Source organism: Streptomyces panaciradicis (genome assembly GCF_023516615.1).
Lineage (GTDB): Bacteria > Actinomycetota > Actinomycetes > Streptomycetales > Streptomycetaceae > Streptomyces > Streptomyces panaciradicis.
Map to the genome: position 1 here is coordinate 41,075 of NZ_JAMGBF010000050.1, position 15,910 is coordinate 56,984.

17 protein-coding genes are annotated in these 15,910 nt (G+C 70.6%); 11 read left to right on the forward strand and 6 right to left on the reverse strand.

Annotation, left to right across the window (positions count from 1 at the left end; genetic code table 11):
• The first annotated feature begins 225 nt into the window (after positions 1 to 225).
• From M8J74_RS18985 to M8J74_RS19005, 5 genes are read left to right on the forward strand one after another with little or no spacing between them, the layout of a single operon-like run.
• Positions 226 to 1,485 (forward strand): sedoheptulose 7-phosphate cyclase, encoded by a 1,260-nt coding sequence (locus M8J74_RS18985; protein WP_249837575.1) that lies wholly within the window; start codon positions 226 to 228, stop codon positions 1,483 to 1,485.
• On the forward strand, positions 1,482 to 2,318 hold the full coding sequence (locus M8J74_RS18990; protein WP_249837576.1) for a cupin domain-containing protein: 837 nt from the start codon (positions 1,482 to 1,484) through the stop codon (positions 2,316 to 2,318). Before M8J74_RS18985 ends, M8J74_RS18990 begins: the two co-directional genes overlap by 4 nt.
• The gene (locus M8J74_RS18995) at positions 2,315 to 2,710 is read left to right on the forward strand and encodes a cupin domain-containing protein (RefSeq protein WP_249837577.1); all 396 of its coding nucleotides are present in this window, start codon (positions 2,315 to 2,317) and stop codon (positions 2,708 to 2,710) included. The genes M8J74_RS18990 and M8J74_RS18995 overlap by 4 nt, the downstream gene beginning before the upstream one ends.
• A 33-nt stretch (positions 2,711 to 2,743) precedes the next feature.
• A complete protein-coding gene (locus M8J74_RS19000; protein WP_249837578.1) occupies positions 2,744 to 3,661 on the forward strand; it encodes an NADP-dependent oxidoreductase in 918 nt (305 codons plus the stop codon).
• Positions 3,658 to 4,161 (forward strand): MarR family winged helix-turn-helix transcriptional regulator, encoded by a 504-nt coding sequence (locus tag M8J74_RS19005; protein ID WP_249837579.1) that lies wholly within the window; start codon positions 3,658 to 3,660, stop codon positions 4,159 to 4,161. The genes M8J74_RS19000 and M8J74_RS19005 overlap by 4 nt, the downstream gene beginning before the upstream one ends.
• Before the next feature lie 30 nt (positions 4,162 to 4,191).
• Here M8J74_RS19005 and M8J74_RS19010 read toward each other — a convergent pair whose 3' ends face one another.
• Positions 4,192 to 4,803: a TetR/AcrR family transcriptional regulator gene (locus M8J74_RS19010; RefSeq protein WP_249837580.1), complete on the reverse strand. Its 612-nt coding sequence runs from the start codon at positions 4,801 to 4,803 to the stop codon at positions 4,192 to 4,194.
• Between the two features lie 74 nt (positions 4,804 to 4,877).
• On the opposite strand from M8J74_RS19010, the gene M8J74_RS19015 reads away from it, so the two are divergent.
• The 3 genes from M8J74_RS19015 (at position 4,878) to M8J74_RS19025 (ending at position 7,015) form a co-directional block, all read left to right on the forward strand.
• A complete protein-coding gene (locus M8J74_RS19015) occupies positions 4,878 to 5,645 on the forward strand; it encodes an SDR family oxidoreductase (protein WP_249837581.1) in 768 nt (255 codons plus the stop codon).
• Positions 5,646 to 5,741: 96 nt separating this feature from the next.
• On the forward strand, positions 5,742 to 6,092 hold the full coding sequence (locus M8J74_RS19020) for a hypothetical protein (protein ID WP_249837582.1): 351 nt from the start codon (positions 5,742 to 5,744) through the stop codon (positions 6,090 to 6,092).
• Between the two features lie 704 nt (positions 6,093 to 6,796).
• Entirely contained in the window at positions 6,797 to 7,015 is a 219-nt protein-coding gene (locus tag M8J74_RS19025) for a hypothetical protein (protein ID WP_249837583.1), read from the forward strand.
• Positions 7,016 to 7,503: 488 nt separating this feature from the next.
• Here the strand turns inward: M8J74_RS19025 and M8J74_RS19030 are convergent, their stop codons facing one another.
• Both M8J74_RS19030 and M8J74_RS19035 read right to left on the reverse strand, forming a co-directional pair.
• Positions 7,504 to 7,710: a hypothetical protein gene (locus M8J74_RS19030; protein WP_249837584.1), complete on the reverse strand. Its 207-nt coding sequence runs from the start codon at positions 7,708 to 7,710 to the stop codon at positions 7,504 to 7,506.
• 287 nt (positions 7,711 to 7,997) lie between these two features.
• Positions 7,998 to 8,267 (reverse strand): hypothetical protein, encoded by a 270-nt coding sequence (locus M8J74_RS19035; protein ID WP_249837585.1) that lies wholly within the window; start codon positions 8,265 to 8,267, stop codon positions 7,998 to 8,000.
• Between the two features lie 498 nt (positions 8,268 to 8,765).
• On the opposite strand from M8J74_RS19035, the gene M8J74_RS19040 reads away from it, so the two are divergent.
• Together M8J74_RS19040 and M8J74_RS19045 are read left to right on the forward strand one after the other, a co-directional pair.
• The gene (locus tag M8J74_RS19040; RefSeq protein ID WP_249837586.1) at positions 8,766 to 10,199 is read left to right on the forward strand and encodes a hypothetical protein; all 1,434 of its coding nucleotides are present in this window, start codon (positions 8,766 to 8,768) and stop codon (positions 10,197 to 10,199) included.
• A 142-nt stretch (positions 10,200 to 10,341) separates the two neighbouring features.
• Positions 10,342 to 11,535 carry a HEPN/Toprim-associated domain-containing protein gene (locus M8J74_RS19045; protein WP_249837587.1) on the forward strand — a complete coding sequence of 398 codons (1,194 nt, stop codon included), beginning with the start codon at positions 10,342 to 10,344 and terminating at the stop codon, positions 11,533 to 11,535.
• Positions 11,536 to 11,584: 49 nt separating this feature from the next.
• Here the strand turns inward: M8J74_RS19045 and M8J74_RS19050 are convergent, their stop codons facing one another.
• Both M8J74_RS19050 and M8J74_RS19055 read right to left on the reverse strand, forming a co-directional pair.
• Entirely contained in the window at positions 11,585 to 12,148 is a 564-nt protein-coding gene (locus M8J74_RS19050; RefSeq protein ID WP_249837588.1) for a hypothetical protein, read from the reverse strand.
• Positions 12,149 to 12,319: 171 nt separating this feature from the next.
• Positions 12,320 to 13,015: a hypothetical protein gene (locus M8J74_RS19055; protein WP_249837589.1), complete on the reverse strand. Its 696-nt coding sequence runs from the start codon at positions 13,013 to 13,015 to the stop codon at positions 12,320 to 12,322.
• Positions 13,016 to 13,164: 149 nt separating this feature from the next.
• Here M8J74_RS19055 and M8J74_RS19060 point away from each other — a divergent pair, with 149 nt between their 5' ends.
• Positions 13,165 to 14,637 (forward strand): SAVED domain-containing protein, encoded by a 1,473-nt coding sequence (locus tag M8J74_RS19060; protein ID WP_249837590.1) that lies wholly within the window; start codon positions 13,165 to 13,167, stop codon positions 14,635 to 14,637.
• 64 nt (positions 14,638 to 14,701) lie between these two features.
• On the opposite strand, the gene M8J74_RS19065 is transcribed toward M8J74_RS19060, so the two are convergent.
• Positions 14,702 to 15,841, reverse strand: a complete 1,140-nt coding sequence (locus tag M8J74_RS19065; protein WP_249837591.1) for a hypothetical protein — start codon at positions 15,839 to 15,841, stop codon at positions 14,702 to 14,704.
• Positions 15,842 to 15,910 lie beyond the last annotated feature (69 nt).

Below are 15,910 nucleotides of genomic sequence, written 5' to 3' on the forward strand. Positions count from 1 at the left end.
AGGTCAAATCCCTTTACGGGCAGGTGAACAGATCAGAGTTGTGCTTGCGTGCGCAATGAAACTTGTGGCAGGGTCGAGCGCAACGGGGGGACCGCGCCACGCCACAGTGGTCAGGTCCAGCAGCCGAAGCCTTCGGACTTCGCCATGCGGACATTCATTCGTGCTGCCCCGAATCGATCCACGACGGACAAGAACCGACACTCTTCGTCGAAGGACAGACGCCTGATGCAGCAAAACACACAGACCACCCACGGCAACGACGGTCTTTTCGCGGTCGGCAGCCCGGTGACCCACTGGTCGGTGCAGACCAGCAACCCGGTCCAGTACGAGATCCGCGCCAGCGAGAACCTCCTGGACCCGCTCAATCCCACCATCCTGGAAGACGCGGTCGGCACCACGGGGCTACGCCGCTTCGTCGTCACCGACACGGTCGTCGATTCCCTCTACGGCGAGCGCATACGCGCCTACTTCACCCATCACGGCGTCGAACACCGGGTCCTGGTCCTGGACGACGGCGAGAGCCACAAGTCGATGGACGCAGTGCTGCGCGTGGCCAAGGCCCTGGACGACTTCGGCATCGACCGCAGGCGGGAGCCGGTGATCGCCATCGGCGGGGGCGTGCTGATGGACATCGTCGGCTTCGCAGCCAGCCTCTACCGCCGCTCCACACCCTTCATCCGGATCCCCACCACGCTGATCGGCCTCGTCGATGCGGGTGTCGGTGCAAAGACTGGCGTGAACCACAACGGGCACAAGAACCGACTCGGCACATACTTTCCGGCCGACCGCACCCTGCTGGACCGGACGTTTTTGACCACCCTCGAAGACCGGCACATCAGCAACGGCCTCGCCGAGATCCTCAAGGTCGCCCTGATCAAGGACGCACGCCTCTTCGACCTGCTGGAGCAGCACGGCAGCGGCCTGTTGCGCGACAAACTGCAAAGCCCGGCGGCCGGGATCGGCCTCACCCCGGCGGACGCCCCGGTCGGCCAGCGGCTCGCAGCCCGCGGGCTGCACCTGGACCCGGCGACCGAAGTGGTCGAGCGCGCTATCCACGGCATGCTGGAGGAGCTGCAGCCCAACCTGTGGGAGAAGGTGCTGGAGAGGGTCGTCGACTACGGCCACACCTTCAGCCCGACCATCGAGATGAACGCGCTGCCCGCCCTGCTGCACGGCGAGGCGGTGGCGGTGGACATGGCCCTGACCACCGTGATGGCCGAGCGCCGCGGCCTGCTCAGCGTCTACCAGCGCGAGCGCATCCTCGGCGTGATGAACCGGCTCGCCCTGCCCGCCTGGCACCCCCAGTGCACCCCGGACGTGCTGGTGCCCGCGCTGCGGGACACCGTCCGCCACCGCGACGGACAGCAGCGCCTGCCGCTGCCCGTGGGCATCGGCAGCGCGATCTTCGTCAACGACGTCACCGAACCCGAACTCGCCGCGGCCGCCCAGCAGCTCGCCGAGGTGTCGGTGGGAGTGAACCGTTGAGCCCGACCGCACCCGCCCGCCCGGGCAGCGGCGGGCCGCGTCCGCCCGCCACGCTGCGCACACAGCCGCCCCCCGCGCCCGCGGACACCGCGCCCACCACTGCCGTCTTCTCCTCGATCGGCACGGTCACGGACGCGGCGACGGTCTACGGCGTGCACGGCGCGGCCGGCCGCACCCGCTGGAAGTGCTTCGCCGGACGGCGCCAACTCGCCTCGCCCACCGAGGCGGTCGAATGGGCCTCGATCCCGCCCGGCGGGCTCAGCGGTGAGCACCGGCACACCCGCACCGAGGAGATCTACCTCATCCTGCGCGGTCAAGGGGAGTTTTTGTTCAACGGCCGCTCTCACCCGGTCGCCCCGGGATCGCTCGCCCTGACGGCCCCGGGCAATGTGCACGGCCTGCGCAACACCTGCGACACCGACCTCGACTGGTGGGTTATCGAAACCCTCGCGCCGGGTACCGGCGCCGTCCTGTCCGGAGCCGATCACACACCGGAGGTGCCCGCCATGGGCGACATCGCCATCCACGACCTCTTCGAGGAGCGCACCGTGTCGACCGCGGGCGTCTTCACCGGCCCGCTCAAGAGCGTCGACGTCACCGACCTCGACGCCGGCCGGCAGTGCGTACTGGGCCGGCCCGACGCCGAGTTGGCCGTCTTCGTGCACAGCGGCGACGGCCGGGTGAGAGCCGCGGACGGCACGACCGTGCAGCTGGCGGCGGACACCTGTGTCACCTTCGGCGCCGGCACGACGAACACGGTCCAGGCGGGCAGCGGACTGCGGCTGCTGATCGTGACGCTGGCCGTGCCGCAGCACGCGGCGGAGGCGAAGTGATCATCTCGACGCTGCGGACGATGGTCCGCACCATGACGGGCACCGCCTCCGGCGCCGTCGCCGCCGACTGGCAGTGCCTGGTGCGCAGGGGCATGCTGCACAGCGAGTGTGAAGCCGTCGAACAATGGACGCTGCCCGCCGGCGCCCGACTTCAGCTGAACCCCGCCCACGGGGTGGAAGAGGCCCTGCTTGTCCTCGACGGTGAGCTCCTCGTCTCCCGCGCCGAGGGGACGACGACGGTGGGCGCCGGGCAGCTCGCGCTGGTGCCGCACGGGATCGAAGGCGACCTGAGGGCGGGCGACCGCCCGGCGCGCGTGATCACGGTGCGCACCCTGGCCGCCGTCGTGACGGACCGGCTGCCGCCGCGCGTCCCCGAACTCATCACGCCCTGACGGTCTTTCACCACCACCACAGAAGGGAGCACCATGCGTGCTGTCGTCCTTGACGCGTACGGCGGCCCCGAACACCTCGCCGTCGCCGATGTCGCGGAGCCGGCCGCACCCCAGGCGGACGCGGTCCTCATCCGCGTCGCGGCGGCCGCGGTCAACCCCGTCGATCTCCAGACACGCGCCGGACTGCACGCGGGACACAGCCTGCTGCAGCCGCCCATGATCCTGGGCTGGGACGTGGCGGGATCCGTCGTGGCCGTCGGCGACGACGTCACCGCCGTCGCGGTGGGCGACCGTGTCGTGGCGATGTCGGCACAGATGGCCACCGGGCGGGGCACGTACGCCGAGACGGTGGCGCTGCCGGCGGGCATCACCGCACCGGCCCCCACCTCCGTCCCCCTCGCCGCGGCCGCGGGCCTGCCGCTGGCCGGGCTGACCGCGCATCAGGCGCTCGACGCTCTGAACCTGCCCCCTCAGGCCACTGTGCTGGTCACCGGTGCCGTCGGTTCGGTCGGGGGTCTGGCGGTGCAGCTGGCCCGGCTGCGGGGGCTGCGGGTCGTGGCACAGGTCCGCCGCACGGCCGACGCCGAGGAGGCGCTGGCCCTGGGCGCGCACGAGGTCGTGGTCGGTGCCCCCGAGCAGGCCACCGGTGGCCCAGGCGCCGACGGTCTGCTGGAGACCGCGGGACTGCCGCGGGCGATCGGCCTCGTGCGGGACGGCGGGCGGGTCGTGTCCATCGTGCCGACCCGGCGTCCGGTCGAGGAGCGAAGCATCACGGTGACGGTCAGCCACGTCGAACAGGACGGCGAGCGTCTCGCCGAGCTCAGCGCACTCGTCGACCGCGGGGCCCTGCGGCTGCGGACGGCCAAGGAGTACGGCTTCGACGAAGCGGCCCAGGCCCACCACGCGCTGGCCGAAGGTGGTACGCGGGGCAAGCTCCTGCTCGTTCCATGACCCGTCCGCACGCAGCCGGCGACGGCGTATCCGCCCAGGCCGGAGATGACGGCGGCCTCCGGCTGTGGGAACGGGTCCTTCCCCTGTTCACCACGGTCGAGTACCAGCTGGACCGCACGCTGCAGCGCCGCCACGACGTCCCTTTGGCCTCGCTCATGGCACTCGCAGCGGTGGCCGGTGCCCATCCGGAGCCGGTGACGGTCGGCGCGGTGGCCCGCCGGCTGGGCGTGGCGGTCTCCTCGGCCAGCCGGGTGCTGGCACAACTGGAGCGCGCCGGCCGGGTGAGCCGCAGCCTGTGGCCCGGCGACCGGCGCGTCAGCCGCATCCACCTGACCGAGGCGGGCCACGATTTGTGGGAACAGGCCAGGCCCACGCTGGACCGCGAACTGGACGCCGCCTTCAACGTGCTGGCCTTCGACGAGCGCTACGCACACGTGGTGGCCCGGCTGTGCCGGGGCACCGAATCCGCTGCGAGCCGGGAGGGATCGGCCTCCGGCTGAGAAGGACGAAGGGGGCGTGAGCAGCTGTGCTCACGCCCCCTTCGGCACGGGCCACGCCGTCATGGCGAGCTCGGCCACCCGCTCCAGCTCCGCGGCGCTCGCACCGTCGCGTGCCTGCTGGGACATGCCCTGCACCACGGCCGCGAAGTAGACGGCCAGGGCGCGCGGTTCGGCTCCCGGGGGCAGGGACCCGGCCTTCTCGGCACGCGTCAGCCGCTCCTCGAAGTCGCGGACGTTCGCCACCCGTCGTTGGCGCAGGTCGCGTTCGACGTCGGCCGTCTGTGCCGAGTAGTTCGTCGCCGCCGTGATGACCAGACAGCCCGCGGGATGCAGCGGGTCGGTGTAGGACACCGCGGCCTCGCGCAGCATGCGGGCGAAGCCCGTACGGACGTCGCTCTCCTCCTCCAGCGCCCGGCCCATGAAGGCGCCGAAGGTCCCGCCGTAGCGGTCGACGACCTCGGTGAACAGGGCGCGCTTGTCGCCGAAGGCCGCATACAGGCTCGGTGGGGAGATGCCCATGGCCCGGGTCAGGTCGGCGATGGAGGTGCCTTCGTAGCCGTACTCCCAAAACAGCCGCGTGGCCTGGGCCAGTGCCGCCTCGCGGTCGAAACTTCGCGGTCGTCCCCGCTTCGTCACCGTCATACGTAAATTTTACAGCGATCGCTACGTAATCCGTGCTAGCTTTTCCATAGTCATCGCTACAGATTGGGAGATCGATGGGTTCGCTCACGGGAAAGACGGCTCTGGTCACGGGCGGCAGCCGCGGCATCGGACGCGCGACGGCCGAACGGCTCGGCAGGGAAGGCGCCCTCGTGGCCGTGCACTACGGCCGTAACACCGCCGCCGCCGACGAGGTGACGGCGGCGATCCGTGCGGCGGGCGGCGCCGCATTCGCCGTACGGGCCGAACTGGGCACGAGCGGCGACGTGGAGACGCTCTGGGCCGACTTCGACCGCCAGATCCTCGAACACAGCGACCACGACGGTCTGGACATCCTGGTGAACAACGCCGGCATCACGCCGCGCGGCCACATCGAGGAGACCACCCCCGAGGCCTTCGACGAGGTGTTCGCCGTCAACGTGCGCGCCCCCTTCTTCCTCGTGCAGCAGGGGCTCAAGCGCCTGCGCGACGGCGGCCGGATCATCAACGTCTCGTCGGGGGCCACACGCATCGCGCTGACCGACATCATCGCCTACGGCATGACCAAGGGTGCCATCGACACCTTCACCCTCACGCTCGCCAAGGCGGTCGGACACCGCGGCATCACCGTCAACTCGGTCGCCCCCGGCATCGTCGACACCGACATGAACGCCTCCTGGCTGCGCGGCAACGACGCCGCCGAGCAGTCCGCCGCCGACCTCTCCGCGCTCGGCCGCGTGGGCCGCCCCGCCGATGTCGCCGACGTCGTGGCCTTCCTGGCCTCCGACGACTCCCGCTGGGTGACCGGGCAGGTCATCGACGCCACCGGCGGCTCACAGCTCTGATCCACAGCACGGCTCGCGCAGAAGGGGCCGGCGCCACGCAAGGGTGTCAACGGGGACACCGCATCATCACGCACGACACTCTGCAGTTGGAGACCCATGCACGTCGTCATCGCCTGGTGGGACGGAACCCGCTCCGCCAACGCCACACGCCAGGAATCCGCAGGCCGGCCACACGACTCCGGCCTCGGCTCCGGCTCCCTCACCGACGACTTCCCCGGCCTGCGAACGAGCCACTGGCTCACCGACCCGGCGGCCGACCGGCAGGGCCTGGCTCTGCTCTGGGACAGCGCCACCTCCGCCGCACGGTCCCTGCCGGCGCTCGCCCTGAGGACATTCGGCTGCGCGCCCTCACACCGCTGGGCGTTCGAGCTGGACACCACGGATCACCCGAAGCCGGACGGTCCTCTCGCCCTGCCGCAGGAACTCAGCCTGCTGCTCCACGCCTGAGCCCCTCCCACTCCGCGCCCCCGGTTCACCCCCGCATCGGGGGCGCGGTCGTGGGTCCACCCACGACCCGGCCTGGCGCGTCCACACTCTGCACAGCGGCCACGACGTCTGCAGGGATGCCCCGCAGGAGTTCTTGGGGATCCTGCTGCTGGGCGAAGAGCCGTGACGCGGTGCGCGGACGTCCTGATCTGCCGGGCAGTGCAACTGGCAGTGGTGGTGACGGGGTTCGCCGGCACGAGGAGGGCGCGCAGGAGGTGTGGGTAGGTGGGGTCGGGCCGGAGTCCGGTGAGTGCTCTCCAGTTCTTCAGGTGGGTCGTGCTCGTCCCGCTCGATACGGCGCCCTTTCCCCGTGCTCGAGCGAATGGGGCTGGGTGATCGCTTCACCGTCACACCGGCCGTCGAGGACCCGCTATGATGGATCTTGAGCCGACCGGCCCAACTCTGGTTGTTCGGACGTGCGTTGGTGGTCCAAGGAAAGACGCCCCGCTTCCTGCGGGGAAATGCAGGTGCAAGGCCTGCCCGGCGCTCCACTGTGTGAGCCCCATCCCGTCATCTCCGGGATGGGGCTCACATCGTTTTGCCGGCCAGGTGAGACCAGTTCCGCTCCCCACCCCACCAACGCAAGGCGACCCGCCCCCCACCGTGGCGTGGTGCTGCCGCCCCACCGCTGCCTCGCGCAATGCTGCAGCGACCTCGCCCCAGGTATGTCCTCCCTGCCTGGCATGGGCGGCTTCTTCGTCGACCCGGCACGTACGCCCGCCGAGGCTCCGGGGCTCCCTGATCTCGTTGCGGCCGTGGCGGACGCGGCGGCGCACGGACTCGACACCTACTCCTGGCAGCTCCCCTGGGTGCTGACCACCCACCTGTACCGCTACGGCCACTGGGAGGACCTGACCGCCGTCCAGAAAAGGTCGAAGAGGTGAAAGCACTCCTGGTGCAGTTGTCCTCCGCGGCTGTCGCCGGGAGCGGCGATGGATGGAGCCCGAACCGGCCGGCGCTGGTGCCGTCCGGTTCACGGCCGCCTGCCGGCGCTGCAGCCGTGGCGGCGGGTACGGGCTTGCAGGTGCAGGCCGTGGGCCCGGACTCGGCGGGGAGGGGGAGCGGAGGGAGGGTCATGGTGCGCAGGACTCCGTCCTGACGGGGGCCGCCGACGGCATACGGGAGCCCGGGCTGGTCGCAAAGTGACGCAGCTCCTAAAGGCAGTTGGCCCTGCCGTTGGTCGGGCTGCGCGGCATCCAGCCTTCCACGCGGCGGGCCCCGCCGTCCCGCCCTGGTAGGGCTTTTGTCTGGTATGCGGCTTGTTGGCCCCGTCGGTGTTCCCCGCCCCGAAGTGAAATTCGGCGCCTGCCCGGCCCGTCAACTGCGGCGTGTCAACGACGGGTTGGGTGGGCGCGGGATTTCTGGCGGCTCATCATTTGTGCCAGCCGACTTGCGGCCCGGGCCGTATCAGCAAGACGGTGGTGAACAGCGCGGCACCGGCGACGAGTTCGCCGGGGCCCTCCTGACGGCTCCTGGTCGCAAGCCCGAACCGTTGCAGGACATCCGGCAGGCGCGTTGGCCCGCGCCCGCCCGTCACGTCAAGGCCGGTACCGCCCTCGGGACCGGTCTTGACGTGCATCCGGACAGGGGTGCCGGTATCCCGCCGGGGCCGGGGCCGACGGCAATCGGCGGATACCGCGATGACACGACACGGTCATCGCCCTGCTGCGGCCCGCCAACTGACACCCGCGCCCGGCGCCGGGACTGTGACGTCCAGACAGAGTTGATGTGATCTTCACTGATGACATGCCCTTTGGCCTGTGATGTCGCAAATAGAGCTGGACGATTTCAGAGGCAGCCGACCTGCGTATCGTGCGCTCGATGTCTCGTTGACCTGGCACGCAGCAAGTAGGCCCGGACTCCAACTCAAGTACATCTGGACGTGTTATTGCTCAGACTTAGCGTGGCTGCGGTGGTGGTGCCGTTCCTCACGCTGCTCCTGCTGGTGCTGGCGTCCGTCACGCGGGCCGCCGAGTACTTGAAGGTGTCCAGGACGGATGCGTTCTCGCCAAGCTCGGCCTTGATGATGTTCCGGTACTCGGTGATCAGGCTGCGGTTAGTGGTGGGGGCATAAGGCTCGTTGGTCTGAGGGTTGATCCTCCGGTGGACCTTCGACAGCTCGGAGAGTGCCATCATCCGTACTCGCTGCTCGTCGGATCCAGCGTTGCGACCTTGATGACGAAGTTTTCGATCTGAGTTTTGTCGGCCGACGTCAGCATGATGAGACTCCGCTTTCTGGTCGCGTTCTGTCCGGGCGGCGGGTGTGGCCGCCCGGACTGGATGGAGGGGCTCCTCGCAACCACCTCGACACACCAACTCCCTTCCTCTACAGCCCTCATGCGGCTCGCGAATTCCCGGCAGACCTAGAAGCGCGACTGACAGCTCATGAGGAGCAGACGAGAAACGAGCCCGCGTACGCCCCGATACGAGGGCCAACACGTACGTGGAAACAGCGCGCCAACCCAGCACAGCGCGGCCGAGATGGGATACGGCGCTGGCCCATATGAAGCCCTTCAGGCGCGGTGCGGACAGGGCGGAGAATCCGCTCCCCACACGGCCAGGAGGCGCCCGTACACGTCGCGCCCCCGAGAATTGACGTGGGCCCACGCCCTGGGGGTGGCTACGGTGTCCACCATGAGCACGTCCGGCCCGAGCGCCGCCCCGATCCCGCTGCACATCGCTGGCGAACCGCCGGCGCCCCCGGCCCCCGACGTGATCGGCACGTCCGTCGAGCCTGGCCGCCAGCCCGCCCCGGCAGTACGGCCGGGAGCGCTGGACTGGGCGGCACTTGGGGTGGAACCGCGGTGGAAGGATCGGGAGACGGGCGACTGCGCGGCCGTTCTGTCCCCCGTCCTCGGACCCGCCACCGGCCTCGAGCCCTACAAGCGCTACGCCGCGGGAGCCCGGCAGCGCGGTGAGACCGCCCTCGTCGTCGCCTGCACCGGCGCAGGCGAACGCAGCCACAACGTCTTCTCCGGCACCGTCGCTCCCGGCATCCACCTGCCCGACCGCTACGGCTCGATCTCCGCCAACCCGCTTCCCGCCGGTGCGAGTCCCGAACTTGCCGATGGCCTGGACCACGCCGAACACGACCTCGGCACCCGGCTGCTCAACCGTCCTCCGGACACCTGGTTCCGCCTGACCTACCTCAAGGAATCTGGTTCCTCGCGCCCCGCAGCTGCCAGGATGTGGCCGCCGCCGGGGGAGGGGGAGCTGCGCCCGATCCTGGTCGACGGCCTCGGCGACCCGGTGGCCGGGGTGTGGATGCCGGCGGGTGGCGGTGCCCGGTGGTTCGTGGTTCCCCACGGCACCGACCAGCGGCTGCTGGTGGAATGGCTGGTCCAGCACGCGCTGCCCGCGTACGTGCCCGGCGCGCTGATCCGCGCCCGCTCGACTCTGGTGCGCGACCCGGCGTTCGCCACCGAAGCCGAAGCCCGGCTGGTCGAGACGATCGCCGAGGAGCAGCGCGCCCACGAGCTGCGGCAGACCGAGTTGCAGCAGCAACTCGCCGAGCTGCGGGCCGTGGCCGATCCGCTGCGCGATGGCCTGCTGTTCGGCACCGGCCACCCGCTGGAGGACGCGGTGCACGACGTCCTCGTGGCGGCCGGCGCCACGGTGACCCGCCTTGACGACGTGTACGGCACCGAGTCGGCGGACTTGCTGGCCGAGTACGGCGGCCGCCGAGTCCTGGTCGAGGTGAAGTCGGCAAACCAGCGGGCACCGCACAGCCTGCCCGACAAACTGCTCAAGCACCTGAACACCTGGCCCGGTCTGACCGGGACCGAGCCTGTTGACGGCGGCGTCCTAGTGGTCAACCACCAGATCAAACTCCGCCCCGCGCAGCGGGACGCCGAGGTCTACACCGACCGCGCGTTCGCCGACGCGCTGACCGTCCCGGTGATCAGCAGTGCCCGTCTGTTCGACTGGTGGCGCCGCGAAGACTGGGATGCCATGCGACACGCGGTCTTCGGAGACACCGGCCCCACGCAGCCTCCCGAGATCGCCGTGCCGGATGCCGATCCGAAGGCGCCCGCGCAGCCCGGCCTGCTCTCGCGCCTGCGCCGGTAGCCAGCAGACGCCGGAGCACGGCGGGCCCACGTCAGACCGCTTCGGCCCGGCGGCTCGGGAGTTCCTCTAGACGGGAGCCTCAGCCCACCAGGTCTCGACAATCCATGTGCACGCGACCGGTCGCCCGTGCCACGCTCGGGCGATGGGCCACTACCCCTGGCTGAAGATCGCGGGCTGCGCGGTCATCGCCGGCACCAACGACCTCCTCGCGCTGTTCACCGAAGCCGAGCGGCAGCACCTGCCGCGCCCGGAGCAGGAGGAAGAGGACACCGACTGGTGGTTCGGCTACCGCTCCACGTCGCGGGCCCTGCGCGACCGCCTGCAGGCACAGGGCATGACTGCTGACCAGGCCCGCTACGACCTCGAGCAGGAACTCGCCCGCTGGGGCCGGTCCGACCCCGGCCCGCCGGACGGTTGGACGGGGCCCGTACCCAGCGCCGAGGACGTCCTGGAGAGGATCACGACGAGCATCGCGCTCCCGTACGACCTGCAGGCCGCGCTGGTGGACGACGGCTTGCTGGACACCGTCTTCATCCGGATGAGCGAGCGCACGGTGCTGCGCCTGCTGGTTGATCGAGCTCCCGAGACCGCGGTAGTAGACCTGGACCTGAGCCAGCTGACGGGCGGCTGCTGCTTTCCCTACGACATGGATAAGGCCCGCGCCGCCGACGCCCGCGCCGGGCAACTGGCAGCCGGCCGCGAGCTCAGCCCGCTTCTGGTGCTCACCGAGGGAGCCACCGACGCCAGACTTCTGACCAAGGCGATGCGCGTGACCCACCCTCATCTGTCCGGCTTCGTCAGTTTCCTCGACTTCGACCTGCCGGCCTCCGGGCGCCCCGAGGGCGGCGTGAGCGCCCTGGCCAAGACGGCCACGGCGTTCATCGCCGCCGGGGTGGTCAACCGCTTCATTGCCCTGGCCGACAACGATCTCCCGGCACATCAGGCACTGGCCAAGCTGAAGACGAGGGGCGTGCCCGGCCACTGCCGCATCCTCCACTATCCGCCGCTGCCGCTGCTGGCCGAGTACCCCACTCTCCCGCCCGGCGCGAGCGCGCCAGTGCTCGCAGACGTCAACGGGAGTGCCGGGACGCTGGAGCTCTACCTGGGCCGCGACATCCTCACCGGCCTCGACGGCCAGTTGATGCCGCTGCTGCTCAACGCCGCCGGTGGCGGCGGATTCGCCTCGCAGGACAAGAAGGCCATGCAGGACAGGTTCGAGCGAAAGTGCGACACCGCGCTGGCCGGTCCTTCTGGGAAGGACCCCGAAGGCGACTGGAGCGCCGTGCGGGCCATCATCGACACGATCCTCCACGCCTTCGACCCGCCCCAGACCTGACCCGGTCCTGGCCGCCCTGCCTGGCTGGGGACGCGCCCCCGGCCAGCGGTCAGGCCACCGGCACCACCCGGTAGTTGTCCGACAGCCACAGCACGCTGGCGCACTCCCAGCCGTACAAAGACGGCTCATGTCCGACGAAGCGGTTCGCGTTGGCGGCGAATCCCTGCGCTGATGCGTACACCGCGTCCCAGTGGGCCCCGGCCAAGGCCTCCCAGTTGGGCGCTGTGCGGTGCATCGGGGCAGACCCCGGCAGCGGGAACGCCGCGATGAGCAGGTCCAGGTCCGTTGTGCTGTCGATCAGGTAGATCCGTGCAGCGGCTGCCGGTTCGAGGCGGAACAGTTGCGAGTACGGCTTGCCCGACTCGTGGTGCACATGAGGCAGGCCGGTCGGATCCCCCGGTGCTGCGCACCAGTCGGTCCATGTCGTCGAGTGGGGGAGGCCGTCGTCCGTCCAGGAGGTGATGGGGGCCGACCACAGTCCGTTCGCCGGCCGGTTTCCGTGCTCCAGGTTGGTCACCTTGATGAAGCCGTCGCGGTGCGGCGGGCCTCCGTCCTCGGCGCACGCGTACGCGGTCGGCGGCAGGAGTGCGGCATCGAGTGCGGGAAGCGTCACACCGGGATCTTTCCGCACTCCCTACCCTTCGGTGCAAGGTTCTCGGAGGCGTTCCAACACTTCGGGGTGATCGGCCCTGGTTCGCGCCGCCGCCCCCACCGCTTGAACAGCGCCCGCCGGGCCAGATCCTCGGCCTGGATGGCGCATCGTCCCTGCTCGCGGGCGTGCGCCCTACGACAGGCGGACGCAGTCCCACACCCCGACCTCCGTCCACCGCCGGTCCCCGCCGACGGCCCGCTCCAGCACCCGGGCCTGCTCGTGCACGGCCGCCTCGCGGCCGACCGCGTCCAGCGCCGCGCCGACCGTCACGCTCGCCACCGTCGGCGGCGCCGCCTCCCGGTAGACGGCCAGCTGCTCCTCGGCCCGCTCCAACACCTGCGACCAGCTGGCCATCGCCTTCCACGCCTGCGCGCCGAACTCGTCGCCCAAAAGCACCGGCCGCAGCAGCTCCCGCACCCGGGCGTCGTCCTTGCGCGGCGAGCGGTCCAGCGCGATGGCGTACCCGAGCCACGTCCGCGCCCGGGTGTCCTCACGCAGCGAGCCGACGAACCGGTCCGCCGCCACCGTGAGGGAGCACGCCCGCCACAGGGCGACCACCGCGTCCGGCAGCCGTGCGGGCAGCTGCCCGGCGCAGCGGGCGCAGACCTGGTCCAGCACGTCCAGCAGCACCAGCTCGTTCGGTTCGCCCGCCGCCCGCGCGGCGTGCTGGCAGTGCTCCGACCGCTTCTTCTTCTCGGTGGGGACGTGCCACTTCCCGCCCCCGCCCGAGCGCACCAGGCCCACCGTGGCCTCGGTCACCGCCGGGAGCACCATCCCCAGCCGCTCCAGGTCGGCGTGCGCCAGTACTTCGAGGTCACGCCGGGCCATCGGCTCCCCGCTCCTCCCGCTCGTTGTTGTCCTCGTCGCCGTGCCGGCGGCGCGCTGACGGCGCGATGGTCTTGGACCAGTGGCGAGTGTGTGCGGTGGTCTACTGGGGGAGTAGTGGGGTGGGCCGGTCCCCAAGGAGATCAAGTCCAGTGCCTGACCTGCCTGCTCCGAGCTCGACGGGTGTCCGCATCGCGGGTGACCGTTATCAGTGGTTGATCGCCTGGCAGGGCTGCGTCACAGCAGTACGGGACGCGGCACTTCACGTGGCCGATCCGGTCGTGGCGGTCGGCGTCGAGGTCGACGGCGTGGGCAACGTCGACGATGTCGTCTTGTACCGCAAACAGCCTCCGCACACCTATACGCAGGTCAAGTACGCGGCGGACAGCAGCACGCCGGTCAACGAGGAGTACCTGCTCAAGTCCAGCGACCAGGGCGGGCCCTCGATCCTGCGGAAACTGGCGTGGTCTTGGGAGCAGCTGACCCAGGACGGGGCCCCGGTCGACTTCGCGCTGCTCAGCAACCGGTCGCCTGACGCCGGAGATCCCTTGATCTCCCTTCGCGATTCCCGCACCCAGCTTCTCCTGCCGAAGGCGGCCCGGCAGGGCCCGCGCTCCAAGACGGGGCAGGCGCGCATGCGATGGGCCGAGGGAGCCGGCCTGAGTCAGGACAGGCTGCTGGAGCTGCTGAAGGTGCTGCGCTTCGACCTGGCACGGGACGTGCAGCATCTGCATGAGCACCTGCAGATGATGATGTTCGCCGCGGGGTTGCGGTTCGACGAGGAGTCCATGCACGCCGGAGCAGACTGGGTCGCCCGCCAGGTCGCCGACGGGCAGCGTCGGTTGTCCCTGGCGGACATCCGCGAGGCGATCGGGGCGATGCAGCTTGCCGCGGGCTCGTCACGGGCGGTGCTGTCCGTGGCTACCTTGAAGCCCGACCCGATGGCGCAGGACGCTGATTACGCGGTGGACTGGGTGGATCGCTTCGAGAGCGCCTCGCAGTACACCAAGCGTCGTCCGCTCGCCCCGGCGACCTGGGAGCAGCTGCAGGCGGACCTGGAAGCGGCACCGTCCCGGATGGGGCCGGGCTCCACCGCCGTGGCCCTCACCGGCAGTCTCCGCCTGGCCCCCACGTTCATGGTCGGCGCCGCCTTTCGGATGGTGACCGGTGTCGACATCGCCGTGGCCCAGCGGGCCCAACTGTGGTCGTCCGGTGAGGAGTACGGCAGCCCGCTGGAGCCGGCCGTCGACGAGCATCACCTCGAGCTCGGCCCCGACCTCGCGGTGGCCGTCGCGGTCGCCACCGACCCGACACGGGATGTGCTGGAATTCCTGCGCGAGCAGCAACTGCCCGTCTCCCGGCTGCTGGTGCTGCGTCCGCCCGGCGGGCCAAAGGACAACGACGCCATCCCGGACGGGGCAGCGGCCAACGCACTGGCGGTCGGCATCAGGGACTGTGTCCGCCGCGCCTGCCGCCCGCATCCCCAGATCCATCTGTTCCAGGCCGGCCCCAAGGGGCTGGCCCTGCTGCTGGGCCATCGGTGGAACCGACTGCGCCCCACCATCGTGTACGAGGACGTCAACGCGGAGCAGGTGTACGAGAAGGCCTTCGTCGTCAACGCGTGAGCAGGACCAAGCGCTGACGTGGGATGCGGCAGGAGCGTGTGGTCCGGCTCTTCCGAGGACGTCGTCAGGGGCCTGTCGTTGCAGGGGGCGGTGTGCCCTGGACCAGGTGCAGGTCATGGTGGACCAGCGTGAGGCGGTCGCGGGCCGCCAGCCAGCCCAGTGCGAGGGCGACCGGCAGCGGGCCGTGGAAGAACAGCAGTCCCTCCACCGCGGTCGTGCCGCCCAGGTGCTGCGCCCACTGCCGCCGCGCGGCCTGCCAGTGCTCCCAGATGTAGGTGGTCACCGCGGCGTTGAGGCCCGGGTCGTCGGGCAGGTAGGCGTCGCCGGCGTCGATGACGAGGTAGGCACCGCACGGGCCCTGTCCACCGGCGGGGCTCGCATCGGGCAGACGGTAGCCGGTGTGGTGTTCCGGCCCGTAGGAGACCTGTCCGGTCATCGCCACGTGGCGGGCGTCGTCGACCATGGAGGCGGCCGACGCCAGCCGTACGATCAACGCGATCCGGTGACGCTGTTGCCCGGGAGCCTCGGGGATCTCCACGAGAGTGGGTTCCTCCGCGCGGTCGGCCAGCCGCAGCTGGCGGACCTGGGTGCGCTGCTGGGCACCGAGCGGAGTGCGCAGCGAGCTGCCGAGCACAACCCCGGGAACCACCGACCGCCCGGCCTGCTGCGACAGATGCATCACGACCAGCGACGTCTGGACATCGTCGGCCAGGCGTCGCCCGAGGAGAAATGCATCCTGTAGATGCGCGAGGACGTAGAGCGCGACCTCCGGCTCCGCGGCTCCGGCCGCCCGCAGCTCCTCGATCTGCGCGTCGACGAGCCGGGCTACGAAGTCGACGATCTCCGGACGCCCCTGCACCGAGACTTCGCCGGGCCACAACAGCGCACGGTCGACGACCAGCGTCGCGTCATGCGTCCGGCGCGAGGCGTTCTTCAGCGCCAGGACGCGGGACGCCTGCGTACGGTCCGCCGGATACAGGCTGACCACCACGCCGAGCCCGCGCGGACGCTGCAGCACCCACCCTGCCAGGACCAGGACGAGGGCTGCGGCGAAGACCGCGGCGAACACCCACGGCCGGTGCGTCCATTGCTCCAGGATGTTCGGTACGACCCCGAGCGCGACGGCCGTACAGGCCGCCATCAGCAGTGTGCCGCCGCCCTCCCGCGAGAACACCAGCCGTGTCAACTGCCCCATCCACCGCATGCGCCTACTCCTTCCCGCCCCAGTTGCGACGATCCTGCGCCAGGAACCAGAGGCACGCCACCCTCGACC